The organism is Brachyspira hampsonii (assembly GCF_001746205.1).
Classification (GTDB): Bacteria; Spirochaetota; Brachyspiria; order Brachyspirales; family Brachyspiraceae; genus Brachyspira; species Brachyspira hampsonii_B.
Genome location: NZ_MDCO01000001.1, coordinates 331,285 through 355,179, shown reverse-complemented (window position 1 = coordinate 355,179; position 23,895 = coordinate 331,285). Strand labels below are relative to the sequence as shown.

General features: G+C 28.4%; 17 protein-coding genes and 1 pseudogene. 10 read left to right on the top strand and 8 right to left on the bottom strand.

The features are described from left to right. Positions 1–5 precede the first annotated feature (5 nt). The 8 genes and pseudogenes from BFL38_RS01625 (at position 6) to BFL38_RS01595 (ending at position 9,252) form a co-directional block, all read left to right on the top strand. Positions 6–1,016 (top strand): polysaccharide biosynthesis protein, encoded by a 1,011-nt coding sequence (locus BFL38_RS01625; RefSeq protein WP_069725422.1) that lies wholly within the window; start codon positions 6–8, stop codon positions 1,014–1,016. Between the two features lie 52 nt (positions 1,017–1,068). Further along, the gene (locus tag BFL38_RS01620) at positions 1,069–2,217 is read left to right on the top strand and encodes a hypothetical protein (RefSeq protein ID WP_069725421.1); all 1,149 of its coding nucleotides are present in this window, start codon (positions 1,069–1,071) and stop codon (positions 2,215–2,217) included. 201 nt (positions 2,218–2,418) lie between these two features. Beyond that, on the top strand, positions 2,419–4,980 hold the full coding sequence (locus tag BFL38_RS01615) for a polysaccharide pyruvyl transferase family protein (RefSeq protein WP_256097166.1): 2,562 nt from the start codon (positions 2,419–2,421) through the stop codon (positions 4,978–4,980). Next, a pseudogene (locus BFL38_RS15895) lies at positions 4,956–5,018 on the top strand (hypothetical protein); the annotation flags it as partial. The gene BFL38_RS01615 and the pseudogene BFL38_RS15895, both read left to right, overlap by 25 nt. Positions 5,019–5,126: 108 nt before the next feature. Then, on the top strand, positions 5,127–6,047 hold the full coding sequence (locus tag BFL38_RS01610; RefSeq protein ID WP_069725420.1) for a hypothetical protein: 921 nt from the start codon (positions 5,127–5,129) through the stop codon (positions 6,045–6,047). Between the two features lie 71 nt (positions 6,048–6,118). Beyond that, positions 6,119–6,949 carry a hypothetical protein gene (locus BFL38_RS01605; RefSeq protein WP_069725419.1) on the top strand — a complete coding sequence of 277 codons (831 nt, stop codon included), beginning with the start codon at positions 6,119–6,121 and terminating at the stop codon, positions 6,947–6,949. Positions 6,950–7,035: 86 nt separating this feature from the next. After that, the gene (locus tag BFL38_RS01600) at positions 7,036–8,748 is read left to right on the top strand and encodes a hypothetical protein (protein ID WP_069725418.1); all 1,713 of its coding nucleotides are present in this window, start codon (positions 7,036–7,038) and stop codon (positions 8,746–8,748) included. Between the two features lie 129 nt (positions 8,749–8,877). Next, entirely contained in the window at positions 8,878–9,252 is a 375-nt protein-coding gene (locus BFL38_RS01595) for a hypothetical protein (protein ID WP_069725417.1), read from the top strand. 309 nt (positions 9,253–9,561) lie between these two features. On the opposite strand, the gene secA is transcribed toward BFL38_RS01595, so the two are convergent. The 6 genes from secA to mrdA all read right to left on the bottom strand — a co-directional run bounded on the left by secA (position 9,562) and on the right by mrdA (position 19,052). Beyond that, the gene (gene secA, locus BFL38_RS01590; RefSeq protein WP_069725416.1) at positions 9,562–12,504 is read right to left on the bottom strand and encodes a preprotein translocase subunit SecA; all 2,943 of its coding nucleotides are present in this window, start codon (positions 12,502–12,504) and stop codon (positions 9,562–9,564) included. Positions 12,505–12,853: 349 nt separating this feature from the next. Continuing rightward, positions 12,854–13,579, bottom strand: a complete 726-nt coding sequence (locus BFL38_RS01585) for a periplasmic-type flagellar collar protein FlbB (protein WP_069725415.1) — start codon at positions 13,577–13,579, stop codon at positions 12,854–12,856. Between the two features lie 223 nt (positions 13,580–13,802). After that, positions 13,803–14,420 (bottom strand): acetate uptake transporter, encoded by a 618-nt coding sequence (locus BFL38_RS01580; protein ID WP_069725414.1) that lies wholly within the window; start codon positions 14,418–14,420, stop codon positions 13,803–13,805. 159 nt (positions 14,421–14,579) lie between these two features. Further along, positions 14,580–15,731 (bottom strand): SpoIIE family protein phosphatase, encoded by a 1,152-nt coding sequence (locus tag BFL38_RS01575; RefSeq protein ID WP_069725413.1) that lies wholly within the window; start codon positions 15,729–15,731, stop codon positions 14,580–14,582. Between the two features lie 11 nt (positions 15,732–15,742). Further along, positions 15,743–17,059: an FtsW/RodA/SpoVE family cell cycle protein gene (locus BFL38_RS01570; RefSeq protein WP_069725412.1), complete on the bottom strand. Its 1,317-nt coding sequence runs from the start codon at positions 17,057–17,059 to the stop codon at positions 15,743–15,745. Continuing rightward, on the bottom strand, positions 17,052–19,052 hold the full coding sequence (mrdA, locus tag BFL38_RS01565) for a penicillin-binding protein 2 (protein WP_069725411.1): 2,001 nt from the start codon (positions 19,050–19,052) through the stop codon (positions 17,052–17,054). The genes BFL38_RS01570 and mrdA overlap by 8 nt, the downstream gene beginning before the upstream one ends. 331 nt (positions 19,053–19,383) lie before the next feature. On the opposite strand from mrdA, the gene gatC reads away from it, so the two are divergent. Beyond that, on the top strand, positions 19,384–19,707 hold the full coding sequence (gatC, locus tag BFL38_RS01560; RefSeq protein WP_008726241.1) for an Asp-tRNA(Asn)/Glu-tRNA(Gln) amidotransferase subunit GatC: 324 nt from the start codon (positions 19,384–19,386) through the stop codon (positions 19,705–19,707). A 36-nt stretch (positions 19,708–19,743) separates the two neighbouring features. Next, entirely contained in the window at positions 19,744–20,475 is a 732-nt protein-coding gene (gene lepB, locus BFL38_RS01555; RefSeq protein ID WP_069725410.1) for a signal peptidase I, read from the top strand. A 46-nt stretch (positions 20,476–20,521) separates the two neighbouring features. Here the strand turns inward: lepB and BFL38_RS01550 are convergent, their stop codons facing one another. Then, on the bottom strand, positions 20,522–22,279 hold the full coding sequence (locus tag BFL38_RS01550; protein ID WP_069725409.1) for a hypothetical protein: 1,758 nt from the start codon (positions 22,277–22,279) through the stop codon (positions 20,522–20,524). Positions 22,280–22,627: 348 nt separating this feature from the next. Continuing rightward, complete coding sequence (gene trpB, locus BFL38_RS01545; protein ID WP_069725408.1) at positions 22,628–23,881, bottom strand: tryptophan synthase subunit beta; 1,254 nt, start codon at positions 23,879–23,881, stop codon at positions 22,628–22,630. Positions 23,882–23,895 lie beyond the last annotated feature (14 nt).

Sequence of the window (23,895 nt, the reverse complement as noted above, 5' to 3'; positions counted from 1 at the left end):
GCATTATGTTTAAGGATAAAATTTTATTAATAACCGGAGGTACTGGATCTTTTGGTAATAAAATGCTTAGATACTTTATAAACAATACTGATATAAAAGAAGTAAGAGTATTTTCTAGAGATGAAGAAAAACAAGATAGAATGCGTACAGAATTAAAAGATGATAGAATTAAATATTATATTGGTAATGTTAGAGATTATAAAAGCATAAATGAGGCTTTAAGAAATGTAGATTTTGTATTTCATGCTGCCGCATTGAAGCAAGTACCTTCTTGTGAATTTTATCCTATACAAGCAGTGCATACTAATATAATTGGTTCAAGTAATGTAATAGATGCATGCATAGAAAATAAAGTAAAAAAACTTGTTATGTTGTCAACAGACAAAGCTGTTTATCCTATTAATGCTATGGGGATGACAAAAGCTATTATGGAAAAATTAATGATTTCAAAGTCTAGAAATTTACCAAATGATGGTAATACAACTTTATGTGCCACTAGATATGGAAATGTTATGGCTTCAAGAGGTTCTGTTATTCCATTATTTATAAAACAGTGTAAAGAGGATAAACCTTTAACTGTTACAGATCCTAATATGACAAGGTTTTTAATGTCACTAGATGAATCAGTAGACTTAGTGTTATTCGCTTTCAATAATGCTGTAAATGGGGATATTTTTGTTCAAAAAGCACCAGCATGCACTATCATGGATTTGGCGTTAGCTATTAAAGAAATATTTAATCCGAATGTAGAAATAAAAATAATAGGTACTAGACATGGAGAAAAAACTTATGAGACCTTAATAAATAAAGAAGATATGATTAAAGCTGTTGATATGGGAAATTTTTATAAAATACCTGCAGATAATAGGGATTTAAATTATGATAAATACTTTATAGATGGTAGCATAGAAGTAGGATCTAGAGAAGAGTATAATTCAGATAATACAACTCGTTTAAATAAAGAACAAGTAAAAGAAAAGCTTTTATCTTTAGATTATGTAAAAAATGAACTTTAATTATTGTTTGTGTAAATAATTATAATTAAATTATAGAAACTAGGAAATTAATATGTTCGAATTAAAAGTAAAAGATAAAGAAGAGAATGGGTTCATATATAAAATAATGACATTAGATTTTGGAAATAGAATAGAAGAAATATATATAAAATTACCAATATCAGAAAAAGAATATTTAACAAAAAATTATGATCCATATGTATTTTTTAATATATTTAAGATGATGTCTATAGGAGGAGATTGTAAAATAAAAGGTAATGTAAATAAATCATTTTTAGATAATCTTGAAATGTTTATTGAATGTTGGAAAATATGGTTACCTGATAAATGTAAAGATATAAAAATCATTGCTTATGATGAAATAGATGATGAACCTAAAAAACTTAATGATGATGCTGTAATGTGTTTCTCTGGTGGATTAGACTCAGTTTCAACTTTATACAGACACTATAAAGGATTAGCAGGAAGAAACAACAAAAATATAAAAAAACTGTTAAAAATAGGTGGAGCACGGACTCCTACAGTGATAATGGCAAATACTGATTTAGATTATAACAAAATAGATGAAGAAATATCTAAAAGAATCATAAATATAGCAAATGATATAAAATATGAAGTTATTGATATTGATACTAATTTATATACTGTATCTAGTATATTCGATTGGGGGGATGAATTTATAGCGCTATTTATATCTTTAATGATGTTATATCAAGATATTTATAATAATTTAATAATTGCTTCAGATGAGTTTATTGCCCAAGATTCTATAATGGTACCACATGGTTCAAATCCTATATCAAACAAATTTATTAAATCTAACTGTTTTAATCTTATTACAGATGGAGAATTTTTAACTAGAATAGATAAAATGAACGTTATAAAAGATTGGAAATATGCATTAAATAAACTTGATGCATGTGATTCTTACAGATCAAGAGAATACAAATTATGTGGTAGATGCAAAAAATGCATGATAACAAAATTAAATTATAAAATAATTAATGCTGATGTTAATTTTAATGATATATATGATTATCCTAGTTTTAATTTAGATGACTATTCTTCTTTAGGCGAATATTTTAATATATTTTATAGAGAAATATTATATTATGATAAACTTCATAGTAATGTTCCTAAATACATTATTAATAACCTAAATAATATATTAAGCCACAAAAAAAATATCAAAATCAGATGAATTTATAAAAAAATTAGCTTGGTGGATACCAATAAAAAAACTAAGAGATAAGTTTAGAAATTATTACTTAGAACAGAACAGTGAATAAATATAGTTGCAATAATATAATAGTATTTAATAAATTTCAATATTTAAATATGAAAAATATTTGTTTAATTATATTTTGCAATATAAATAATAATTATATATTAAGAGTTTATCATGAAAAATAATAATATTGATATACTATCTAAAAGTGAATGTACTGGATGTTCAGTTTGCTATCATATATGTCCGCATAATGCAATTAATATGATAGAAAGTGAAAAAGGATTTTATAATCCATCTATAGATAAGGAAAAATGCACTAATTGTGGTATATGTGTAAAACAATGCCATGCTTTAAATGATAATTTTAATACAGAATATGAACAAGAAATATATGATGTAAGAGCTAATGATTACATAAGAATGAAAAGTTCATCTGGCGGAGTATTTACACTTATTTCTAATTACATATTAGAAAACAATGGTTATGTATGTGGTGCTAGCTTTACAAATGACTGGCTTGAAGTTGAACATATCATAATTAATGATAAAAAAGATCTTGATAAATTAAGAAAATCAAAATATATAGAAAGTAATTTAAATAATACATTTCTAGAAATAAAAAAATTACTTAAAGAAAAAAAGAAAGTTCTATTCACAGGATGTCCATGTCAGGTATCAGCTTTAAATTTTTATCTAAATAAGAAATATGATAATTTAATTACAATTGATATACTTTGTAATAGTGTACCAGCACAAAAAATATGGAAAAAATATTTAAAAGAATTATTTAATGATGAAGATATAAGAAATATTGAGTATATAAGTTTTAGAGACAAATCGAAATTTGGTTGGAATATAGATCATAAAATATATATAAAATTAAAAAATGGGGAATATTTAGTAAAAGGACTTGAAAGCATATATTTAAAATTATTTTTTAATCATATTTCTATTAAAGATCAATGTATAACATGTAAATATAGAAATTATAAAAGAGTTGGGGATATTACTATAGGAGATTACTGGTCTGTAGAAAATAATGATAACAAAGGAGTATCTTTAGTTTTAATTAATACAGAAAAAGGAAAAAGTACATTCAATAATATAAAAAAAGACTGTATATATAAGGATATAACTGAATATAAAAAAACAAAATATGAACAATTAAATTGGGCATTATATGGAAAAATAAAAAAATCTGAAAATAGAAAATATTTTTTTCAAAATATTGACAATAAGTCATTAAATGATATTTATGATAAATATGATGTTGGTCTTATTGGATTATGGTTCGTAAGTAATTATGGGGCAGTACTAACTTATTATGCATTATATAAATTACTAAAAAAATTTAATTTATCAATTTTAGTTATAGATTCTATGGAAAATAGCTGTAATGTAGATTGGTGTATAAATGGTTTTGCTAGAGAATTTGCATCAAAATATTATAATGATATAGAACTATTAGATGAAAAAACAAATGACAAATGTTCAACTTTCATAACAGCTTCTGACCAATTATGGAATATATATACAATGGAAAAACAAGGAATAGTAACAAATCTTGAAAAATATAGATATTTTTTAGATTTTGTAGATAATGATAAAAAGAAAATTGCTATTGCAACATCTTATGGAGATGATAATGACAATTTAATAGATAATGAAAATACTAAAAAAAGACTGTTAATAAATCACTATCTTTCACAATTTGATTACTTATCAGTAAGAGAAAAAGAATGTGCAAATTTTATTAATGAAAATTTAAATTTAAAAGCAGAATTTATATTGGATCCTGTTTTTTTAATTGATAAAACAGAATATATTAAATTAATAGAAAATACTGAAAATAAAATTCTAGAAAAAGATTATATACTAGCATATTATTACAAAGTAGAACATATTGAAGCTACAAACAATATAGCAAATAAATTAAATAAGAAAATAATATACACTACATTTAAAGAATCTCCTGAAGAATGGTTATCATTAGTGAATAATGCATCATTCATAATTACAGATGGGTTTCATGGCATATGTTTTTCAGTAATATTTAATAAGCCATTTGTATGTATAAGGGATGATTATTATTCTTCACAACTTTATAGAATAAAAACTATATTAGAGTTACTAAATATATCTGAAAGATTAATATCTGACACTAAAATTTTAGAAAGTAATATATACAACTTTTTATATCTTGATTTTAATGAAATAAATAAGAAATTGAATTTAGAAATAGAAAGATCATTAAAGTGGATAAAAAATGCCTTAGATAGTGAAAAAATATTGAAAAAAAATTCATATAAAAATGATTTATTAAATTTGTTAATATCTGAAAACAAAAAATTAATTAATATAACTAATAATATATATTCTAATATAGATAAAATTAGTAATGGTATTTATTCGGATATGGATAAAATTAGTAATGGTATTTATTCGGATATAAATAAAATTAGTAATGGCATTTATTCGGATATTGATAAAATTAGTAATGGTATTTATTCGGATATGGATAAAATTAGTAATGGTATTTATTCGGATATGGATAAAATTAGTAATGGTATTTATTCGGATATAAATAAAATTAGTAATGGCATTTATTCGGATATTGATAAAATTAGTAATGGTATTTATTCGGATATTGATAAAATTAGTAATTTTATCCATATCCGAATAAATACCATTACTAATTTTGAAATAAAATACCTTCAGAATTTGAAGCTATAGAAAAACATGGTGATTATGATTTTTATGAATATGATCCTATAGGTTATGTAGAATCAGATGGTTCTGTTGTTTTATATCCAGATTATCAACAGGAGTTTGTACTCGCTCCTACTGAATACGCTCCTAAAGTTCATGGGTATTCTTCTATGGCTACTCATACTTCATCAGGAAAAGGACATTCACCTTATTATGTTATGTCTGATGCAGAAGCAGGTGAAGATGATCAGCAAAAATATAAAGATGATATTAAAACTTTAAATGAAAAAGTATATCAATGGCGTGATTACAGCGGATACGAGGCTACTTCTCCTAGCAGTAAAACACAGATTAATTTAGAAGATTGGATTAATTCAGGATATGCAGGAAAGAGTCTTATATTATATACTTACAGTATAAGTGATAATGGTGAAAAAATAACAGTTTCACAGAAGGAATTTCAAAGCAGCAGTATAAATATCAGTAAGGATTATTCTTTAAGTAAAATTACATCATCAGAGCAAGCTGTATATACAAATGCAGATGGTTCTTCTTTATATGTAAAAATTACAGAAAGTAACAGCAAAAAGACAATTTCTGTAGACGGAAATATATTAGATGAAAATTTCCAAGATTACGGACCAATATTTGTGGATAGAGTAAGAAATGCTAGATTTGAATATAATAGTAAATATTTACCAGCAGGTAATACTTATATTCCAGGTATTATTGGAACTATGTTTGGCGGAACTATTGAAAAAATAGTATATAAGTTTAATGCTGACGGTACTTCATTTACTTTAACTTATAATTATGATGGAAAAGAATATAAATATGAAAATAAGTTAGCACGATTTGATTCTGATGCTGAAAATACTTGGACAGCTAAGTATGAAAGTACTCCAGATGGTAGTATGGGAGCTTATACAAGAGTTGTATTGAGAAATGGAAGCGGAACTTCAAATCCGGGGCCTGATGAAATAGGTACTGTTATACGCTCTAGTATGACTTTACATGGAATAGATTTATCTACTGATGATCCTACTTCTAATTTGGGGCTTGAGATGATTGGTAATATAGTGCAACCTTAAAATAGTTAATATAAAATAATTAAGCAGTAGAAATGTAAAATATTTCTCTGCTTTTTATATTTGAGTTATATATGAAAAAAATACTAATATTTATCATTTATTGCTTTTGGGCAATATTATTATTAAGTTCTTGCGGAGGGAATTTCTTTAATCCTAGATATTATTACAATAAAAAAGAAAGACAGGATTATGTTGAAATAAACGGAGGATTTACAGATTATGTTTCTTCTAAAATATTTAAATACAGAGATACTTCTCAATGGACTTCTTCTTATCCATTAGATGATAGTTATAGTCCTGATGTAAGAAGTTTGATATTGAAAACTTACACTTTTTCAGAAGGAGGTAAAACTCTAGAAATTAAAGAAGAAACTTGGAATAAACCAGAAGCTACTAAAACAACAAGTTATAATTTAACTCAAGCTAATGATAAATCAGCTAGTTATACAGGTAATGGAGGAACTATATCATTAGGAATAAATTACAGCGGAAATTTAGTTCAAAATGATACTGTAGTTGGAATAATAGCCTCTTCATTTGTAGATAATGGTCCTATATTCCCAGACAGAGTTAGAGGAGCTGTATTCAAAGATGGGTATATAATATATACATTTAATGAAGATGGTACTTCTCTTACATTGCAATTTAAATATTTGTTTAGTATAGTTAGACATACTTACAAATTAGTGCGTTTAGATAATGATATTTCTATGAATTACACTGGTATATATCATGATTTAGATTGGTGGACACAATTGACTCCTTATAAAAGGTTAAAATTGAATAAGGATGGTAATGACAATACTATAGTTTCTAGTACGCAAGGTGGTATTATAAATGGTCTTGGAAGTGCTGATTCAGATTTTGGTCTTGGTATTAAAGCTTATAGAGTAATTAGGTAAACAGTTTATAATTAAAAAATCAATCGGTGAGGGAATTAAAAAACTCTCCCCGCTTTTTTGCTAAAAATTTAATTTAAGGAAAATGTATGAAAAAGAGTTATTTATTATTTTTAATAATAATATCTGTTTTTATGATGTCATGCGGAGGGCATTTCTTTAATCCTATGTATTATTATAATAGAAGTGCTAATAAAAGCAGTAGTGAAACAAGCATACCAGATACAGCTCCTGAAAAACTTCCTGATGAAGTTCCTGCTGAGAACGATCCTTTTAAAATTCCTGAAGAATATAATGATCCTAATTATCAGTTCCCTGCTGATAATTTTAAGAGCTGGTTATTTAAAGCTAGTTTCCAAAAGAATAAGCTTCCTATATATAATTTCTTTAATGATAATACTAGAAATTGGATATCAGGAGGAGCTGATTGGAATAGTATAGCAGCTGATTATTATGAAGGTAAAGATGGGGAAACTTATGCTGGAAGTATAGTAGGAAATGTTGATATTACTGATTTAAAAGTTTATAGATATACTGCTAATAACCCTCTCTACAGCAGTTTAGGATATTTAGCTGGAAGAATGGATAGATTTAATTTTTATTCTATACATGGAAATGCTTCTGTGGCCGAATTAAAACAATATCTGATAGCAGTAGATACTTATTCTAAGTTTATATTTGCTTTCGGAGCTATTACAGCTACAAAAAGTATAGCAGGAGATGAAGTGCCGATTGCATTTGAGGCTGTAGAAAAATATGGGGATAAAGCATTTTATGAATATGATCCTATAGGTTATGTAACAGCAAGTGGCTCTGTTATTTTATATGATCATTATAAAACTGAGTTTGTGAATGCTCCTACTAAATATATGCCTTCAGATCATGGATATCCTACTATGGCACAGCCTACTCCTACAGGTCAGGGTTATTCTCCTTACAGACCTTTGAGTTCATCCTCTACAGAACCTGCTTCAGAAGAAGACCAGAAAACTTTTAAAGATAATATAAATATAATTAAATCTAATAATTCAAGCGGATTTAAATACCGTAATTATTCTGGATATATGGTTGACAGCAAAAATCAATTAGATTTAGATTTATGGAAATCTGGTAATTACGGTGGTCTTAGTCTTAAATTATATACATATACATTTGAAAATGGTACTGGAACAGATGTAAATGTACCTGATATAAAAGTTGTAGTAGAAACATATAATAATGATAGTGCTAGAGAAGAAAAAACATATAAAGTTAAAACTATAACTTCTAAGTATAAGGCTATATATGAAAATATTACAGATCCTAATGAAACTGTAACAGTATCATTAATAAAAGTTAATAATAAAGACTCTATATCATTTAATGGTACTTCATTAGATCCAGACTTCATAGATTATGGTCCTATATTTACAGACAGAGTTGCAGGTCTTACATTTACTAATAGTGAAAGTAAGTATTATTTCTTTTTAGCACAAACAATTTATGATGTAAAATATGAATTTAGTGCAGATGGAAGTGAGTTTACATTATCATATATGGTTTATAATTTGTTTACAGCAGACCATAAAGAAACTTATAAATATAGACTTGCTAGATTTGATGATTCTCTAAGTCAGCAATTTACGGCTATATATGAAGTACCAGAAGAATCTGGTGATGATAGATATGGACGTGTTAATGTATATAGTGAGAATGGTAAAACTGATAATAGAGTAAATACAAGTCAAGTTTTATTCTATATAGGTGCTCTTGGTACAGCTGATACTGAAATTGGTTTAGGACTTGATGCCTATAGAGAGTAGTTTATAATAATTAATAAAATTAGTGTGGAGGGAATTAAAAACTCTCTGCACTTTTTATTAAAAATTACTATTTACAAAAACTATATTTTTTATATAATATATATACTATATAATGTTAGGATGAATAAAATGTATAAAAAAATTATTTTATTATTAATAGCTTTGTTTTTATTTTCATGTAGTTCTCCTTATGGCTCTTCAGGAAGTACCAAATTTAAAAGCAGAAAAGGTATTTATCAAAATGAGGCTCAGAATGTTGCTGTAGAAATTACTGATAAGGATAGTAATAATTTAACTGTTAAAGTTACTGGAAATACTCCTATTGATGAAACTTTAACTCTTAATTCTGAATCTGCTGGGACATATTTTACGGTTAAATCTGCAAAATATACAGGTTATGTTTATGATATGAATTTTGGTAATAGTCTAAATACTATATTTATTACTATAAAAGACGGACAAAATAATAATGTTGTATTTAATGAGAAATTATCAAAACAATAGTAAAACCTTATATTATAAAAATAAGCTATTTTATTGATTTTTTGGGCAGGGAAATAAAATTATTTAATTTCTCTGCTCATTTTTATGATTCTTTATAATATTCTATATTAATAATAAATGATTAATCATATTCTATTAAAGAAAAAAACATATATAGATGCATTAATATAAATATTATTGTCATAATTTATTTATTAATGATTTTTCTTATAACTTATTTAAATTGAATATCTAGTATAAGATAAAAGGTATATATAAAATTAATTATATATACCTTTTATTTTTGCATTAATTATTTGTTTCTTTTACTCACTGCACATTATCCTTTCCATGACAATGCTTGTATTTTTTTCCGCTTCCGCAAGGACAAGGATCATTTCTTCCTATTTTCTGAGTCATTTTTACATTAGCCTGAGCAGTTTTTACTTTGCTTTGTATGTTTTGAGTATTGTTTCCATTCATAGCACTAGCACTGCTTTTCTCTTCAACTCCTCCATCAAAAGCACTTTCTCTCTCCATAGCATCAAATGAATTAGGTATAATACGAACTCTCATAATTAAGTTTACAAGCTCATTATGTATTACATTCATAGTAGCTACAAACATTTTATAGCCTTCAAGCTTATATTCAGTAAGCGGATTTTTTTCAGCATATCCTCTTAAACCTATACCTTCTCTTAAACTATCCATAGCAAATAAATGATCTTTCCATCTGTTATCTATTATTGATAGGAATATGTTTTTTTCTACTTCTCTGAATATTTTTTCATTTACTTCCAAAGATTTTTTTCTATATGCTTCTAAAAGTAAATTAGTAAGATTTTTCACAGCATTATCAACACCGCCTTCTACAGCTTTATTTGCTGCATCTTCATCTATTGATATTAAATAACTGTTAAACCATTTAGTTACTTCCAAAGGATCAACATGTTTTTTATTGTCGCTTATATCTTTAATAGTATCTTCTGTTACTTCAGCTATGATTTCTTCTACCCTAGGAGATATATCATCAGAATAAAGTATATAATCTCTCTCTCCATAAACTGCCATACGCTGCTGATTCATAACATCATCATACTCAAGCAAATGCTTTCTTATATCAAAGTTTCTGCCTTCTACTTTTCTCTGAGCATTTTCTATGGATTTATTAAGCCATTTATGACCAAGTTCTTCTTCTTCACCCATTCCCATAGCAAGCATCATTCTTGACACTCTCTCTCCTCCAAATAAACGCATCAAATCATCTTCAAGCGATAAGAAAAATACGCTAAGTCCCGGATCTCCCTGTCTTCCGCTTCTTCCTCTAAGCTGATTGTCAATTCTCCTTGCCTCATGTCTTTCGCTTCCTATAACATGCAAACCGCCTGCTGCAAGCACTTTTTCTTTGTCTGCTTTAGATTTTTCATTTATTTGAATAATTCTGTCAATTTTTTCTATCATTTCATCGGCATTATTTTTTTGAGCCAATTCTTTAGCTTCATCTATTTTTCCAGAAATAACACTCCTTACAAATGCCTCTTTATAAAGGTCTATTGCTTTAACTTTTTTTGTTAATTCTTCTTTTTTGTAAGGATCTCTTTCTTTAAATGCTTTGTCTTTCATAAGTACAAGCACCTGTTCTATTTCAGCTACACCTTTGGCAACAGGGTTTCCTCCAAGTACAATATCCGTACCGCGTCCTGCCATGTTTGTAGCAAGAGTAACAGCTCCCGGTTCTCCAGCCTGTGCTATTATTTGAGCCTCTCTTGAGTGGTTTTTAGCATTTAATACTTCATGATTAATTTTATGCCTTTTGAATACTTTAGAAAGCTCTTCGTTCATCTCCACTGATACAGTACCAACAAGAGCAGGCTTTCCGGCTTCCTGAAGTTCTTTTATATATTTTGCTAACGCTTCAAATTTTGCCTTTTTAGTTCTGTATATTTTATCTGATAAATCCTGTCTTGCTATAGGTTTATTAGTAGGTATAACTGCTACATCCAATTTATATATTTTATAAAACTCTTCTGCTTCTGTTTCTGCAGTACCTGTCATACCAGAAAGTTTAGGATACATTCTAAAATAGTTTTGGAATGTAATCGTAGCATAGGTTTGGGATTCATTTTGTATAGCAACTTTTTCTTTAGCTTCTATTGCTTGGTGAAGTCCATCGCTGTATCTTCTTCCTTCAAGAACACGCCCTGTAAACTCATCTACAATCAAAACTTCTCCGTCTGTAACCATATAATCAACATCTTTTTTGAATACTTTATGAGCCTTTAAAGCCTGATTAACATGGTGAACTATTGTACTGCTTTGAGCACCGTACAAGTTTTCTACATTAAGGAGTTTTTCTACTTTATGTACGCCTTCTTCTGTAAGATATACATTTTTATCTTTTTCATCAAGTACATAATCACCTGTTCCCGCAACCTCACGCATTCTCTCATCAACTTCAGCCTGTTTAAGCATAGGTATTATTTTGTCAATTTCATAATACATTTTTATGTTTTTCTCAGCTGGTCCTGATATTATAAGAGGAGTTCTAGCTTCATCTATTAAGATACTGTCTACCTCGTCCACTATTGCAAAATAGAATTTCCTCTGAACTTTATCCTCTTTTCTTGTAACCATATTGTCTCTTAAATAATCGAATCCAAACTCATTATTAGTACCGTAAACAACATCACAGTTATAAACAGCTCTTCTTTCTGGGGAATGAGGTCTAGTATTATCAAGTATTCCAACACTTATTCCAAGCATAGAATATATAGGAGTCATCCACTCAGCGTCCCTTTTAGCAAGATAATCATTAACCGTAACTACATGCACTCCAAGTCCTGTTAAAGCATTAAGATACACCGCAAGAGTAGCAACAAGTGTTTTACCTTCACCTGTTTTCATCTCAGCTATTCTTCCCTGATGGAGTACAGCTCCTCCCATTACCTGAACATCAAAGTGTCTCATTCCTGTAGTTCTTATACTAGCTTCGCGTACTACAGCAAATGCCTCTGGTAATATTGCATCTAATATATCTTGAAGTTTTTTCTTATTTTCTTCTTTGCTTAAATCTAATTCCTCTGTTTTGCAGCCTATATGTTTTTCTACTCTTTCCCTGAATTCTTTTGTTTTATTTGTAAGTTCTTCATTGCTTAATTTCTTTATTTCTTCTTCAAATGTTAGTGTTTTTTCTGCTATAGGTTTTAATATTTTAGCATCATTTTGTTCTTTAGAGCCGAATATTAATTTAAATACTAAGTCCATTGCTCCCATTAGTAATAAACTCCTTAAAAATCTAATATCATGTAGAATGTTTTTTATTAAAACTTAATAATAACATAAAATGTAAATATAATAAAGTAGAAAATTATCATTTTAATATTCATATATCTGTAATTTAAATTAAAGAAATAAACTAAAATGAATTCTAAACATTAATATAAAAAATTAATAAATCTTACTTTATAGTTAAGAAAGATTTAAATATATTTTTTATAAGTTAATCTTTTTCAATATTTTATAATGCTTTCTAATTGCAATTAAATTTATTAAATACATTAAAATAAAAAGCTATTCCTAAAAATATTTAAGAATAGCTTATTATTTTTTAATCATTAAACTTTTATGTCCCCATGTCCATTATGCCTTCATTAAGCATAGCATCATTATTCATCCCATCAGGTAAATAATTAGGGAAGTCATTAGGTGAAGAAGGCACTGTATTATTTCCCGGATTAGATCTTGCTTCATATTTTTCTAATATTCTAGCAGCTACATTTGGATCCATTAAACTTAAAAGATAAGAAGTTGTACTGTTTCTGCCTTCAGCAGCAGCTATAGAATCCATTTCTAATAATACATCTATAATTAAATCATCAGAGCCATTAGCAGCCAACTGATTAAGTAATGCCACAGAGTTTTGAGGAGGCATGCTGTTAATTTTATTTGCTAAATCTGTTAATACTAATTGATATTGAGAAGATTCGTCCATAGTAGCCTGATAATTAGACCAAGCATTTAAAAGATTTTGTCTATCCTGTTCTATTAATTCAGACTGAGTATTTAATTCTATTGCTCTGCTTGCTATTAAAGATTCCTGAGCCTGTAAATCTTTTTCTCTTAAATTGAATGATTCTCTCATTTTATTTAGATCTTCTCTTGCCAAAAGAGTCATATCTTCTACTCTTGGTTTTTGAGTGAATCTTGTTAAGAATCCTGGTACATTTGGTGCTATTTTATTACGCATTAAAGTATAATAATTAACTACACCGAATATATCAAACATATATAATAGTGCTATAAATGCTATTAAGTTTACTATAGTTAAAATTCCTATTTTTAATTTCATAACCTTTAATCACCTTATTGCAATAGATAAATATATAATAACATCATATAGAAAAAACAATAATATGTCAACTAATATTTTGTTATCATAATTATTATCGTAATAATAAAATATTTAGTTATCATATTTTTTTTATTTTAAGCATTAAAAATTATTTTTTATTTTTTTAATAAAAAAGGGGCTATATTTTAATATAGTCCCCTATATTTAATCATCAATAATTTTAAGCTTGTTTTTTAAATATTCCTAAAGGTTTTCCTACAGGCAGTACAACTCTTCCTAAATTTTTATTTAATACACCAGCAGCAGCACCATAGAAACCCAATAATCCTGCCGCAAGCTCAGATATACCAGCAACAATCTGAGTTTCTTTAACAGCTATTCCTAAATAATTTAATGCCATAGCTACTAATAGAACATCTACAGCAACGAATATTAAGAATAAAACTTTATGAGCTTCAGCAGCACCGAAAGTTAAAGGACCTACAAGGAATAGATAAGCTATACATACAACTCCGAATTGTTTCATGTCAATAGAGCTTTTCATTTCTTCACCGAATACTCCTAAAGTAGTAAGCCAAATGAAAGCTACAGCTATCCAGAATAATCCGAAAGAACCGAAAACAGTAGCTCCGAAAACATTGTCTTTTTTGAAGTCAATAATAGCAGCAACAAATTGTGTTATACAGCCAAGAAATATAGCCCAAGGAATAAGTCCCGGAAAACCTGATGTAAGTCCCAATTTTTGCGTGGAAGCTACGAATGTTATTACTGCAAGCCCGAATAAACCAAAAGGTGCCGGATCTGCAAGAGTGTGTGTTACTTTTACTTCATTGTTCATATAAATACTCCTATACTCTATTTATTAACCTAGTATAGAAAAATATTTTTACATGTCAAATAAATATGTAAATAAATTTTTGTTTTTTTACAAAAAATTACAATTATTGTGAATTTTTTTTGTATTATATTAATGAATAATGTTTGATTTGTATTTTTATCAATTAGTTCTTCTTAGAATTATCATGCTTATATCATCTGATAATACATTATTTGAAAATGATTTTAATTCTTTTATTATATTGTCTTTTATTACATTAACATCTTTATGTGAATTTTTTATAAATATATTCTTTAATTCTTCATCTCCAAACATTTTTCCTTCTGTATCAAATATTTCATAGGCACCATCTGTAAATATAAATAATATATCATTATGGTTCATTTTTATATGAGCTTCTTTATAATCACTGTCCTCAGACATTCCAACCAATGGACCTTCTATATCAATATTTATGGCTGAATCTTTAGAACAATATATAGGTTTAGGCGATCCTCCAGATGAGCATATAAAATCTCCTGTAGTATTATTATATATAGCATAAAATACAGAAGCAAATAAGCTCTTATCAAAATTTTCTTCTATAAAAAAATTGTTTAGTTCCTTTATAAAGTTAGCAGGAGATGTATTGCAGCAATTAGTTATTATATGTGAATCAAAAAAAGATTTTATTAGTATTGTAAGCATACTAGCTGCTACACCATGCCCAGATACATCTGCCAAAAGTATAGCATACCAGCCATCATTGATACTTTTTATACCGCTGTAATCTCCTGATACTTCATTAGGGGCATAGTGAAAAATAGATATGTCATTTTTAGGTATTGAGGTATTTCCATAGGAAAGTATAGATTTCTGTAATTTTGATGCATATTCTATATCCTGTTTTAACATATTCATATACATTATATTAGATTCTATAGCTTTTTTTAATCTTATATATGACTTTATTTTTGACAGTAAAATATCTGTGTCTATTGATTTTGGAAAAAATCCGTCTGCTCCGCATTCATAGGCTTTAAGAAATTCTGATTTACTGTTAGTTGCTGTTAGAAAAAGTATAGTTGTGTTTTTAAGTATATTGTCATTTTTTATATGCTGAGAAAGGCGGCATGCTCCGGCATTGGGAAGCATATAATCCACTAGTATACAATCAGGTATTTTATCGTAGGATATATTAACAGCTTCTTTATAAGATAATGCTATATATGATAAATATCCGGATTCTTTCAAAAAATTTTGAATAAATTTAGCATAATCTATATTAGAATCTGCTATTAAAATTTTTTCTGTTAAAATATTATTTTTCATACTAACAACTTTTAATGAACATACCTTCTTGCTTCTACATTAAATATTAATCCTATTGATATACAGAAAGTCCATATAGATGAACCTCCGCTGCTTATAAAAGGCAAAGTTAACCCTGTAATAGGCATCATTCCTACAACCATTCCTATATTAATGATAACATGACATAAAAACATAGCTATTACGCCTGATACTATCAAGGCACCAAGTCTGTCTTTAGCATAATATGCAGCCATTGTACCCCTTATAAATATAACAGCATAAGCCAAAACCACCAAAGAACTTCCTATAAAGCCCCATTCCTCGCATATATTAGAAAATATAAAGTCATTTACTTGCTGAGGAATGAAATTTAATTGGGACTGACTTCCATTTAAAAAACCTTCTCCTAATAATCCTCCGCTTCCCACAGCTATAAGGGATTGAATAATATTATAACCCGAGCTTAATCTGGTTAATTGCGGATTCATAAATACCAATAATCTTTGTTTTTGATATTCTTTTAATCCTATATCAAATATAAGAGCTGCTCCCATACATAAAAATAATACAAAGAAAGTGAATGATAATAAACTTACATATTTACTGTTCATATAGAAATTTAATGTAATAAGGAGTATTGATACAAATAAAAATATTCCGGCTAAATATCCTATATATATTCTTTGTGAAAAGAAATTAAAGAGCATGTTGTCTATATCATCTGACATTCTTTTATATTCAAGAAACATAGGTATAGAAAGTCCTATAACTCCTATACTTATCAAAGCTATAATATATCTTGTAGGAACCCCTCCCACAAAAAGCATTATGAATACTATAAAACAGTATACAAGTACAGTACCTAAATCCGGCTGAAGCAATACTAAACCTATAGGTATAGAAATAAATAGCCCTGCTAAAGCAAAATATTTTATTTCTTTTATTTTATCTCCTATTTGATCCAAATAACCAGCTAAGAATATGATAACAACTATTTTTCCGAACTCTGAAGGCTGCATACCGAATAACCAACTGCTGCTGCCGTTTACAGTAGTTCCGACACCAGGTATTAAAACTAATATTAATATTCCAAGCATTGGTATATATAATGACATTCTATGTTCTGCTAATTTAGTATAGTTTATAAACATACTAATGAATATTAATACTATACCTGTTGCACAGAAGAATATAAACTTTAAAAACATCCAGCTTGTTTTTCCTGATTCAGGGGAGTATGTTGATGAATATACCGCAATAGCCCCTGCTGTCATTAAAAACATTACAGCTGCTAATATTTTCCAATCGAAGACAAATAGTTTTTTTAACTCTTTTTTATCACTCATATTTTATCCTCTCATCTTCTTGAGTTTTTTCTTCTTTTTGCTGTTCTCCCTCAATATTTTCTAAAGTTTCTCCGTTTTCCTGAGCTGCTCTCATTTGTTCTCTTGCAAGTCTTATCTGCTGATATATATACTGCATTCTAGCATATATAACATTTTTAGCTTCTAAAGCGTTTTCGCCTCCTAATATAGAACGAAGCATTGCTGTAGCTATAGGACCTGCAGTAGTACCGCCGCCGCCGCCGCTATGTTCAAGCATAACTGTAACTGCTATCATATCGTCAGTAGGTCTAGGATTATAAGGACCGAATATTGTAACCCAAGTATGGTCTTTACCCTGAGCATTTTGAGCAGTACCTGTTTTAGCTGCTAATTTAATATCAGGAGACCAAGCACCATTTCTAGCAGTACCTCCTGTTACAGCCATTCTCATACCTTCTTTTACTACTGTAAATATATTCTTATCTATATCCAATTTTTTGATTATTACTTTATCATTATTGTATATAACTTCATCTGTCTGAGAACTTCTTATTTCCTTAACAACATGAGGTCTGTACATTACTCCGTCATTAATTATAGCAGAAGTAGACATATGAACTGCTATAGGTGTAGCAGACATATAACCTTGTCCCATAACATACTGAATAGTGTCTCCATCCCACCAATATTCTCCGATTTTTCTTCTCTTCCAATCTGCACTAGGTACAACTCCGACTTTTTCTCCCGGTAAATCTATGCCTGTAATATCGCCGAATCCTAACATTTCAGCATATCTTTTAATGAAATTAGGTCCTAATTCATAAGCTAAGTTATAAAAATATGTATTGCATGAATATTGTATGGCTTTATACATATTTACATAGCCATGCTGACCTGTGCATCTGTAGAATCTATTTTCAAGAAGCATACCGCCGCCGCAGAATCTTGTTGTATTAACTCCTATTCTTTTTTCATTTAATGCTCCTACAGCAGTTACCAATTTGAATGTTGAACCCGGAGGATATCTTCCTCTTATGGCTTTATTCCAGAATGGATTAGCAGGATTATTTATAAGTTCAGCATATTTCTGCCTGTCTATTTTACCTATAAAGATGTTAGGATCATACCAAGGAGAGCTTACCATAGCCAATATTTCACCTGTTGTAGGTTTTGATACTATTATAGTTCCTACTTGTCCTTTTATTAAATCTTCTGCATCTTTCTGAATTTTAGAATCTATACTTAATATGAGTTTTTTTCCGGGTATTGGTTTTCCTATGGCAGGTGTTATAGTCTCTTTTACTCTGTTTCTTGAGTCTACTATCCACTGTTCATAACCATCTATACCTCTAAGCTCTTTATCATAGAACTGTTCAACACCTTCTTTACCTATAACACTGTTTCTTCTGTATCCCTCTGCCTGCTTTCTTTCAAACTCTTCCTGAGATATGTTGCCTATATATCCTAATACATGCGTCATAGTTTCGCCAAGAGGATAATGTCTTATAGATTTACTTCCATAATATACTCCCGGATATTCTTCAGATCTTTCAGCCAAATAACTCATTTGAGACATTGATATATTTTCTGATATTTCTACCGATTCATAGCTATTTTTTGAAACTTTTTCCAAACTTGATTTTATATGTCCTAAATCTATATTAAATACTTTAGATACTCTGTATAATAATTCTTCTCTTTCAAAATAATTTTTAGGTAAATAAACAGGGATCATATACATTGTGTATGTTTTGATATTTTCTGCTACTATAACACCATTTCTATCATAAATTTCGCCTCTGTAGGCATCTATAGGTATTATTTGCTCTTTATTATTCCTAGCTAAACTGTCATAATGTTCATTTTGTATTATTTGTAAATAGAAAAGCCTTATTAATAATAATGCAGCAACTAATATTGATATTATAAATACAACTATTAGCCTTTTTCTATATTTAAAATCTTCACTTATTATTTTTTTATCTTTATTTAATTCTATTTCCAAAAAATTCATAAATAAACCTTTTACCTCTTAAGAATTATTATTAATACTGCAATATTATATTAACAAAAAAATTTTATCAATGGTATAAATAACGGTATTTTTTAGTATATTTTTTACTTGTTAATTCAATATTATGTTAAGTAATTTTAAAAAAATGATACATTGTTTTATATAAAATTTAAATAGCTAAAATATAAAAATTATGATTTTATTGTATATTTTAGTGTTTTGACGAATAGAATTATTTATATAGCAATAAATTAAAAAAATATATAAACTATTGAAAAAATATTGATTATAGTATATTATTTTTGTAATTATAATTTTTAAGGATATAATAATGACTACAGACAGAGAAGAATTAGAAGCTCTTTTATATCAAACAAGATTAAGAATAGAAGAAAGTCAAAAAGATGAAATGTTAGATAGATTAAATAAAGATTTGGAATTCATAGAAGGATTATTTGAAGTTAATGTTGACGGCATTGATCCTTTATACCATGTTATAGATTTGCCTGAATATTTAAGAGAAGATGTTCAAGGTGCCACATTAAATAATGAAGTAATAATGGACTTATGCAGAAGCGGCGAATACGGATATATTGTAGTTCCTGCTGTTCCTGCTGCTTTGGAAAATAGCGAGCATCAGGCTAAAAAATCATAAAAAGTTATTTTTATTTACAGAGGTCATCAATTATAGATGAATTATTCTTATGACAGAGAAGAATTAAAAAAAGAAAAAATTAATGCACTCAAGTCTGTATTAAAACCTTTTATTTTCATATACTACAGAAGCAATAATCTGCTTTATAGGGTAGTGGCAAGATTGATATTAGGATTTATTATTGCTTTTGTTTTATTCGGTATTTTTACTTTATTTATAAGAATAGATAGAATGAAAAGTTCTACTATGATGAATACTATAGAACCCAATGAAATTTTAATCACTTCTAAATTAAGATATGGTATTACATTAAAACCTTTTGTATCATCTCTTACAGGAAAAACTATTGTTTTCTCAAGACCTAAAAGGGGAGATATAGTATTTATGGCAGATCCTAGAACTGAAAAGGAATTTTTTCTAAAAAGATTTGCTTCATATTTCGTATATTTTATAACATTCGGAAATGTAAATATATCCAATACGAGATATTTAATAAAAAGAGTTGTAGGACTTCCAAATGAAACCATAGAAATAAGAGATAAGGTTGTTTATATAAACGGAGAAGTTTTGAATGAGCCTTGGGCTAATGTAGAGTTTGACGGAAGAATATTAGATGCTGAAGTATCCACAAGAGATAATTTCGGACCTTATATTATAGGCTACAATGAATATTTTGTGCTTTCTGATAATAGAGACTATGGTTATGACAGCAGAGATTTTGGGAATGTTCATTTTTCTAATATAGACGGAAAAGTTATATCTAAATAAAAAATATTTTTAAATTAATAATTACTTTTATGAATTTTAATTATACTTATATATTAAATGTATAATGTGTAACTGCCTCATCAGGAAGGAAATAATCATTTCCTTTATCTTTGATAATTTTTAGCATGTCAGCCATAGTTTTATAATATAGAAAATAATAATCATATTTTTTAAAATCAGACATAGAAGAGTTTAAAAGCAGATTATAATATTTCTCTGCAAGATTCAAAGCCGTTTCATATTGATTGTTTAATTTAAATTGCCTATCATAATCAATCAAACGAACTATTTTATTATTAAAAGTAAATAAATCAGCTCCTCCGCTTTCCCATCCTATAGCAGAAGTTATTTCATTATTAGGAACAATATTAACCCAGTCAGATTCTTTAGCTTTATCCGGAGGCACTGAAGATACCTGCAATTGATAAGAGCCTGATTTTTTTATATGCTCTTCGGTAATAGTAAAATTAGTTTCAAATCTATCAACAGTTTCCATAATCTCTTTTATTGGAGGCATAGGATAAGTGCTGTTGAAGGTTCTGTAGTATTTGCCGTTTAACTCAGTGTAAGAAGGCTCTAAAGGCGTGCCATCTTCTTGTACCTCATATCCGCCTACTATATCAATTTTTTCACGATTAGCATCATAATAATAATTATCAAGTTTACTTACATCTATTGTTTTTTCTTCTTTCCAATTTATACCGTCTTCTGTTGACCATACTCCGTCTTTCTCACTAAAATCTTTATCTTTTACCTCTTTCCAATATCCGCCCTTATACTCATAATGCGAAGATATTCCGCCGTATATATATACTTTATCTAAATTATTTCTATCATATTTTATAAGAAACTGCTGTCTCTTTTCTGGAAAAGGAAATTCATGTTTATCCCAATTATTATTATTTAGAGTATCTTTTGTAATATCAACAGTATAGTAATTTTTCGAATCACATGTATATTGAGAGGCTAGAGGGTCTCTATATCCATTAAGATTATCATCAGCAAATGACTTTTGACCTGTAATAAATAATTTGCCTTTAATATAAAATAAAGCAGAAAAATCTAAAGTTTCCATGCCGTATAGACCCTGTACTCCAATATCATAATTATCTGGACCAGGAACATAATAATCTGCTTTTTCTATTTCATTAGGAGAATCAGACCAATTTATGAGACTTTGAGATTCTCTATATACAGCATAAATAATTAAGTCTCCATAGCAGGCGAAGTTATAATAAGGAGGCGGATTAGTATAATAAAAATTTGCTTTATCCAATCTGCGAGGATATTGCGGGAAATTTATAGTTTTTTGTCTTGCCTTTGATGAAGGTATTGTTACTTTATCTGCTTCTATAATCAATTTTTTTGAGTTTAAATTTACCCAATATTCGGTATTTTCTAAGTCATCAGCTAATGATAAACTATGAATTTTAATTATTGTACTTCCGTCATTATTAATTTTTAGTAATGCACCTTTTCCTGAAGGAGTAAGTTTTTTGGTGTTAGGGTCATATTGATATTCATTAGTAGCTAAAACATACCATTCATTTTGAAATTTGAATCTTCTTCCGTACCCCCCAAAAACAGTACCATTTGCAACTATTTCAGGATTTATTTCTATATAACTTTCCTCTATATTTTCTGGAGGTATAGGCGAAGGTACTATATAATCCGGCATTTCTCCTGAAACTGGAAATTCTGTAGGAGGCGGTATATATGTAGGGCTTAACAGATTGATTTTTTTGCATGAGATTATTAAAAATATAAAAATCAAAGATATAATGAAATAAACTTTATTTTTCAATATAAAAAATCCTCAAACTAAATACTATGATTTTATAAAAACAATAGTATTTAATTAAAATCTAGCTTTATTTTATAATAAAATATATATTTTTCAAGGACATAATTAATTTAAAAAGTATTATTAATAAAAACCGCATCATAGAGTGATAATAATTATCATTTTTATATAAATATGCAGTTTCGTATAGAGATTGTATGCTTTAGAGGGTTAGTAGAGTAACTATAAATAAAATTAGTTTTAAAACAAGTATAATTTATATAAATTACGAGTAAAAATAAAAAATAGGTTTTTGAATATTAATAAATAATAAACAAAAACCTATAAATAAAAAATATATATCGGAGGCTAAAATTTGTGAATGTCTATGTTTTTTTCTAATCTTTCTAATTCACTTTTTAAAAATTCTTTCCATTTGTCTGCTCTGAATATCGGAGAAGTTATGAATATATCTTTATCTCCTCTTCCGGACATATTAACTATAATTACATCATCTTTTGTGTATTGTTTAGCATATTCTATAGCCTTAGCACCGGCATGGGCACTTTCTAATGCAAATATTACTCCCTCATTTCTAGCAAATTCTTTAACTGCATTAATTGCTTCTTTGTCAGTAGCATAAGTAAACTCTATTCTTCCAGATTCTCCCAAATATGCAAGCTGAGGACCTACACCGGGATAGTCCAAACCAGCAGATATAGACATAGTTTCTGATATTTCGCCGTTTTCTTTTAATATAAATTTGCTCATATACCCTTGAGCTGCAACATCTTTGGCATAAGGGTTTTTCATTCTAATGGCATTTTCGCCGAGATTCATGCTTATACCGCCTGCTTCAACGGCTATTAATTTTGGATTTTCTCTTTCTATAAAAGGTTCAAAAAATCCTATAGCATTAGAACCGCCGCCTACGCATGCTATCATAGCTTTAACATTTAAATTCTTTTCTTGTATTTGTTTATCCAATTCTCTTCCTATTACCGATTGAAAAGTCCTGACAATATCAGGGTAAGGGCTAGGTCCAACTGCACTTCCAAGCAAATAGTGAGTATCTTTTAAATCTTTAACCCAATCTTCTAATGCCGCATCAACAGCATCTTTAAGTCCTCTTCCTCCTCTGGTAACCGACACTACATTAGCTCCGTATAATTCCATAGATGCAACATTAGGCTGCTGTCTTTTTACATCTATCTCGCCCATATATATAGAACATTCAAGTCCTAGCTTGGCACAGGCGGCAGCGGTGGCAAGTCCATGCTGACCTGCTCCCGTTTCTGCGATAATCTTCTTCTTTCCCATCTTCTTGGCTAAAAGTGCCTGACCTATTGAATTGTTAATCTTATGTGCACCTGTATTTGCTAAGCCTTCAAGTTTCACATATATTTTAGCACCGCCTATTTTTTCTGATAGGTTTTTAGCATACATTAAAGGAGTAGGTCTTCCTATAAAATCAGCTCTTAATTCCTCAAGCTCGCTTAAAAACTCTTTGTCATTAATATAATGTGCAAATGCTTCTTCCAATTCGATTAATAATTTTTCTAATGGTTCTGGTACGAATCTCCCGCCGAATTTACCGAAGAACCCTTTATTACTGTTTTTCATAGACATAAATCCTT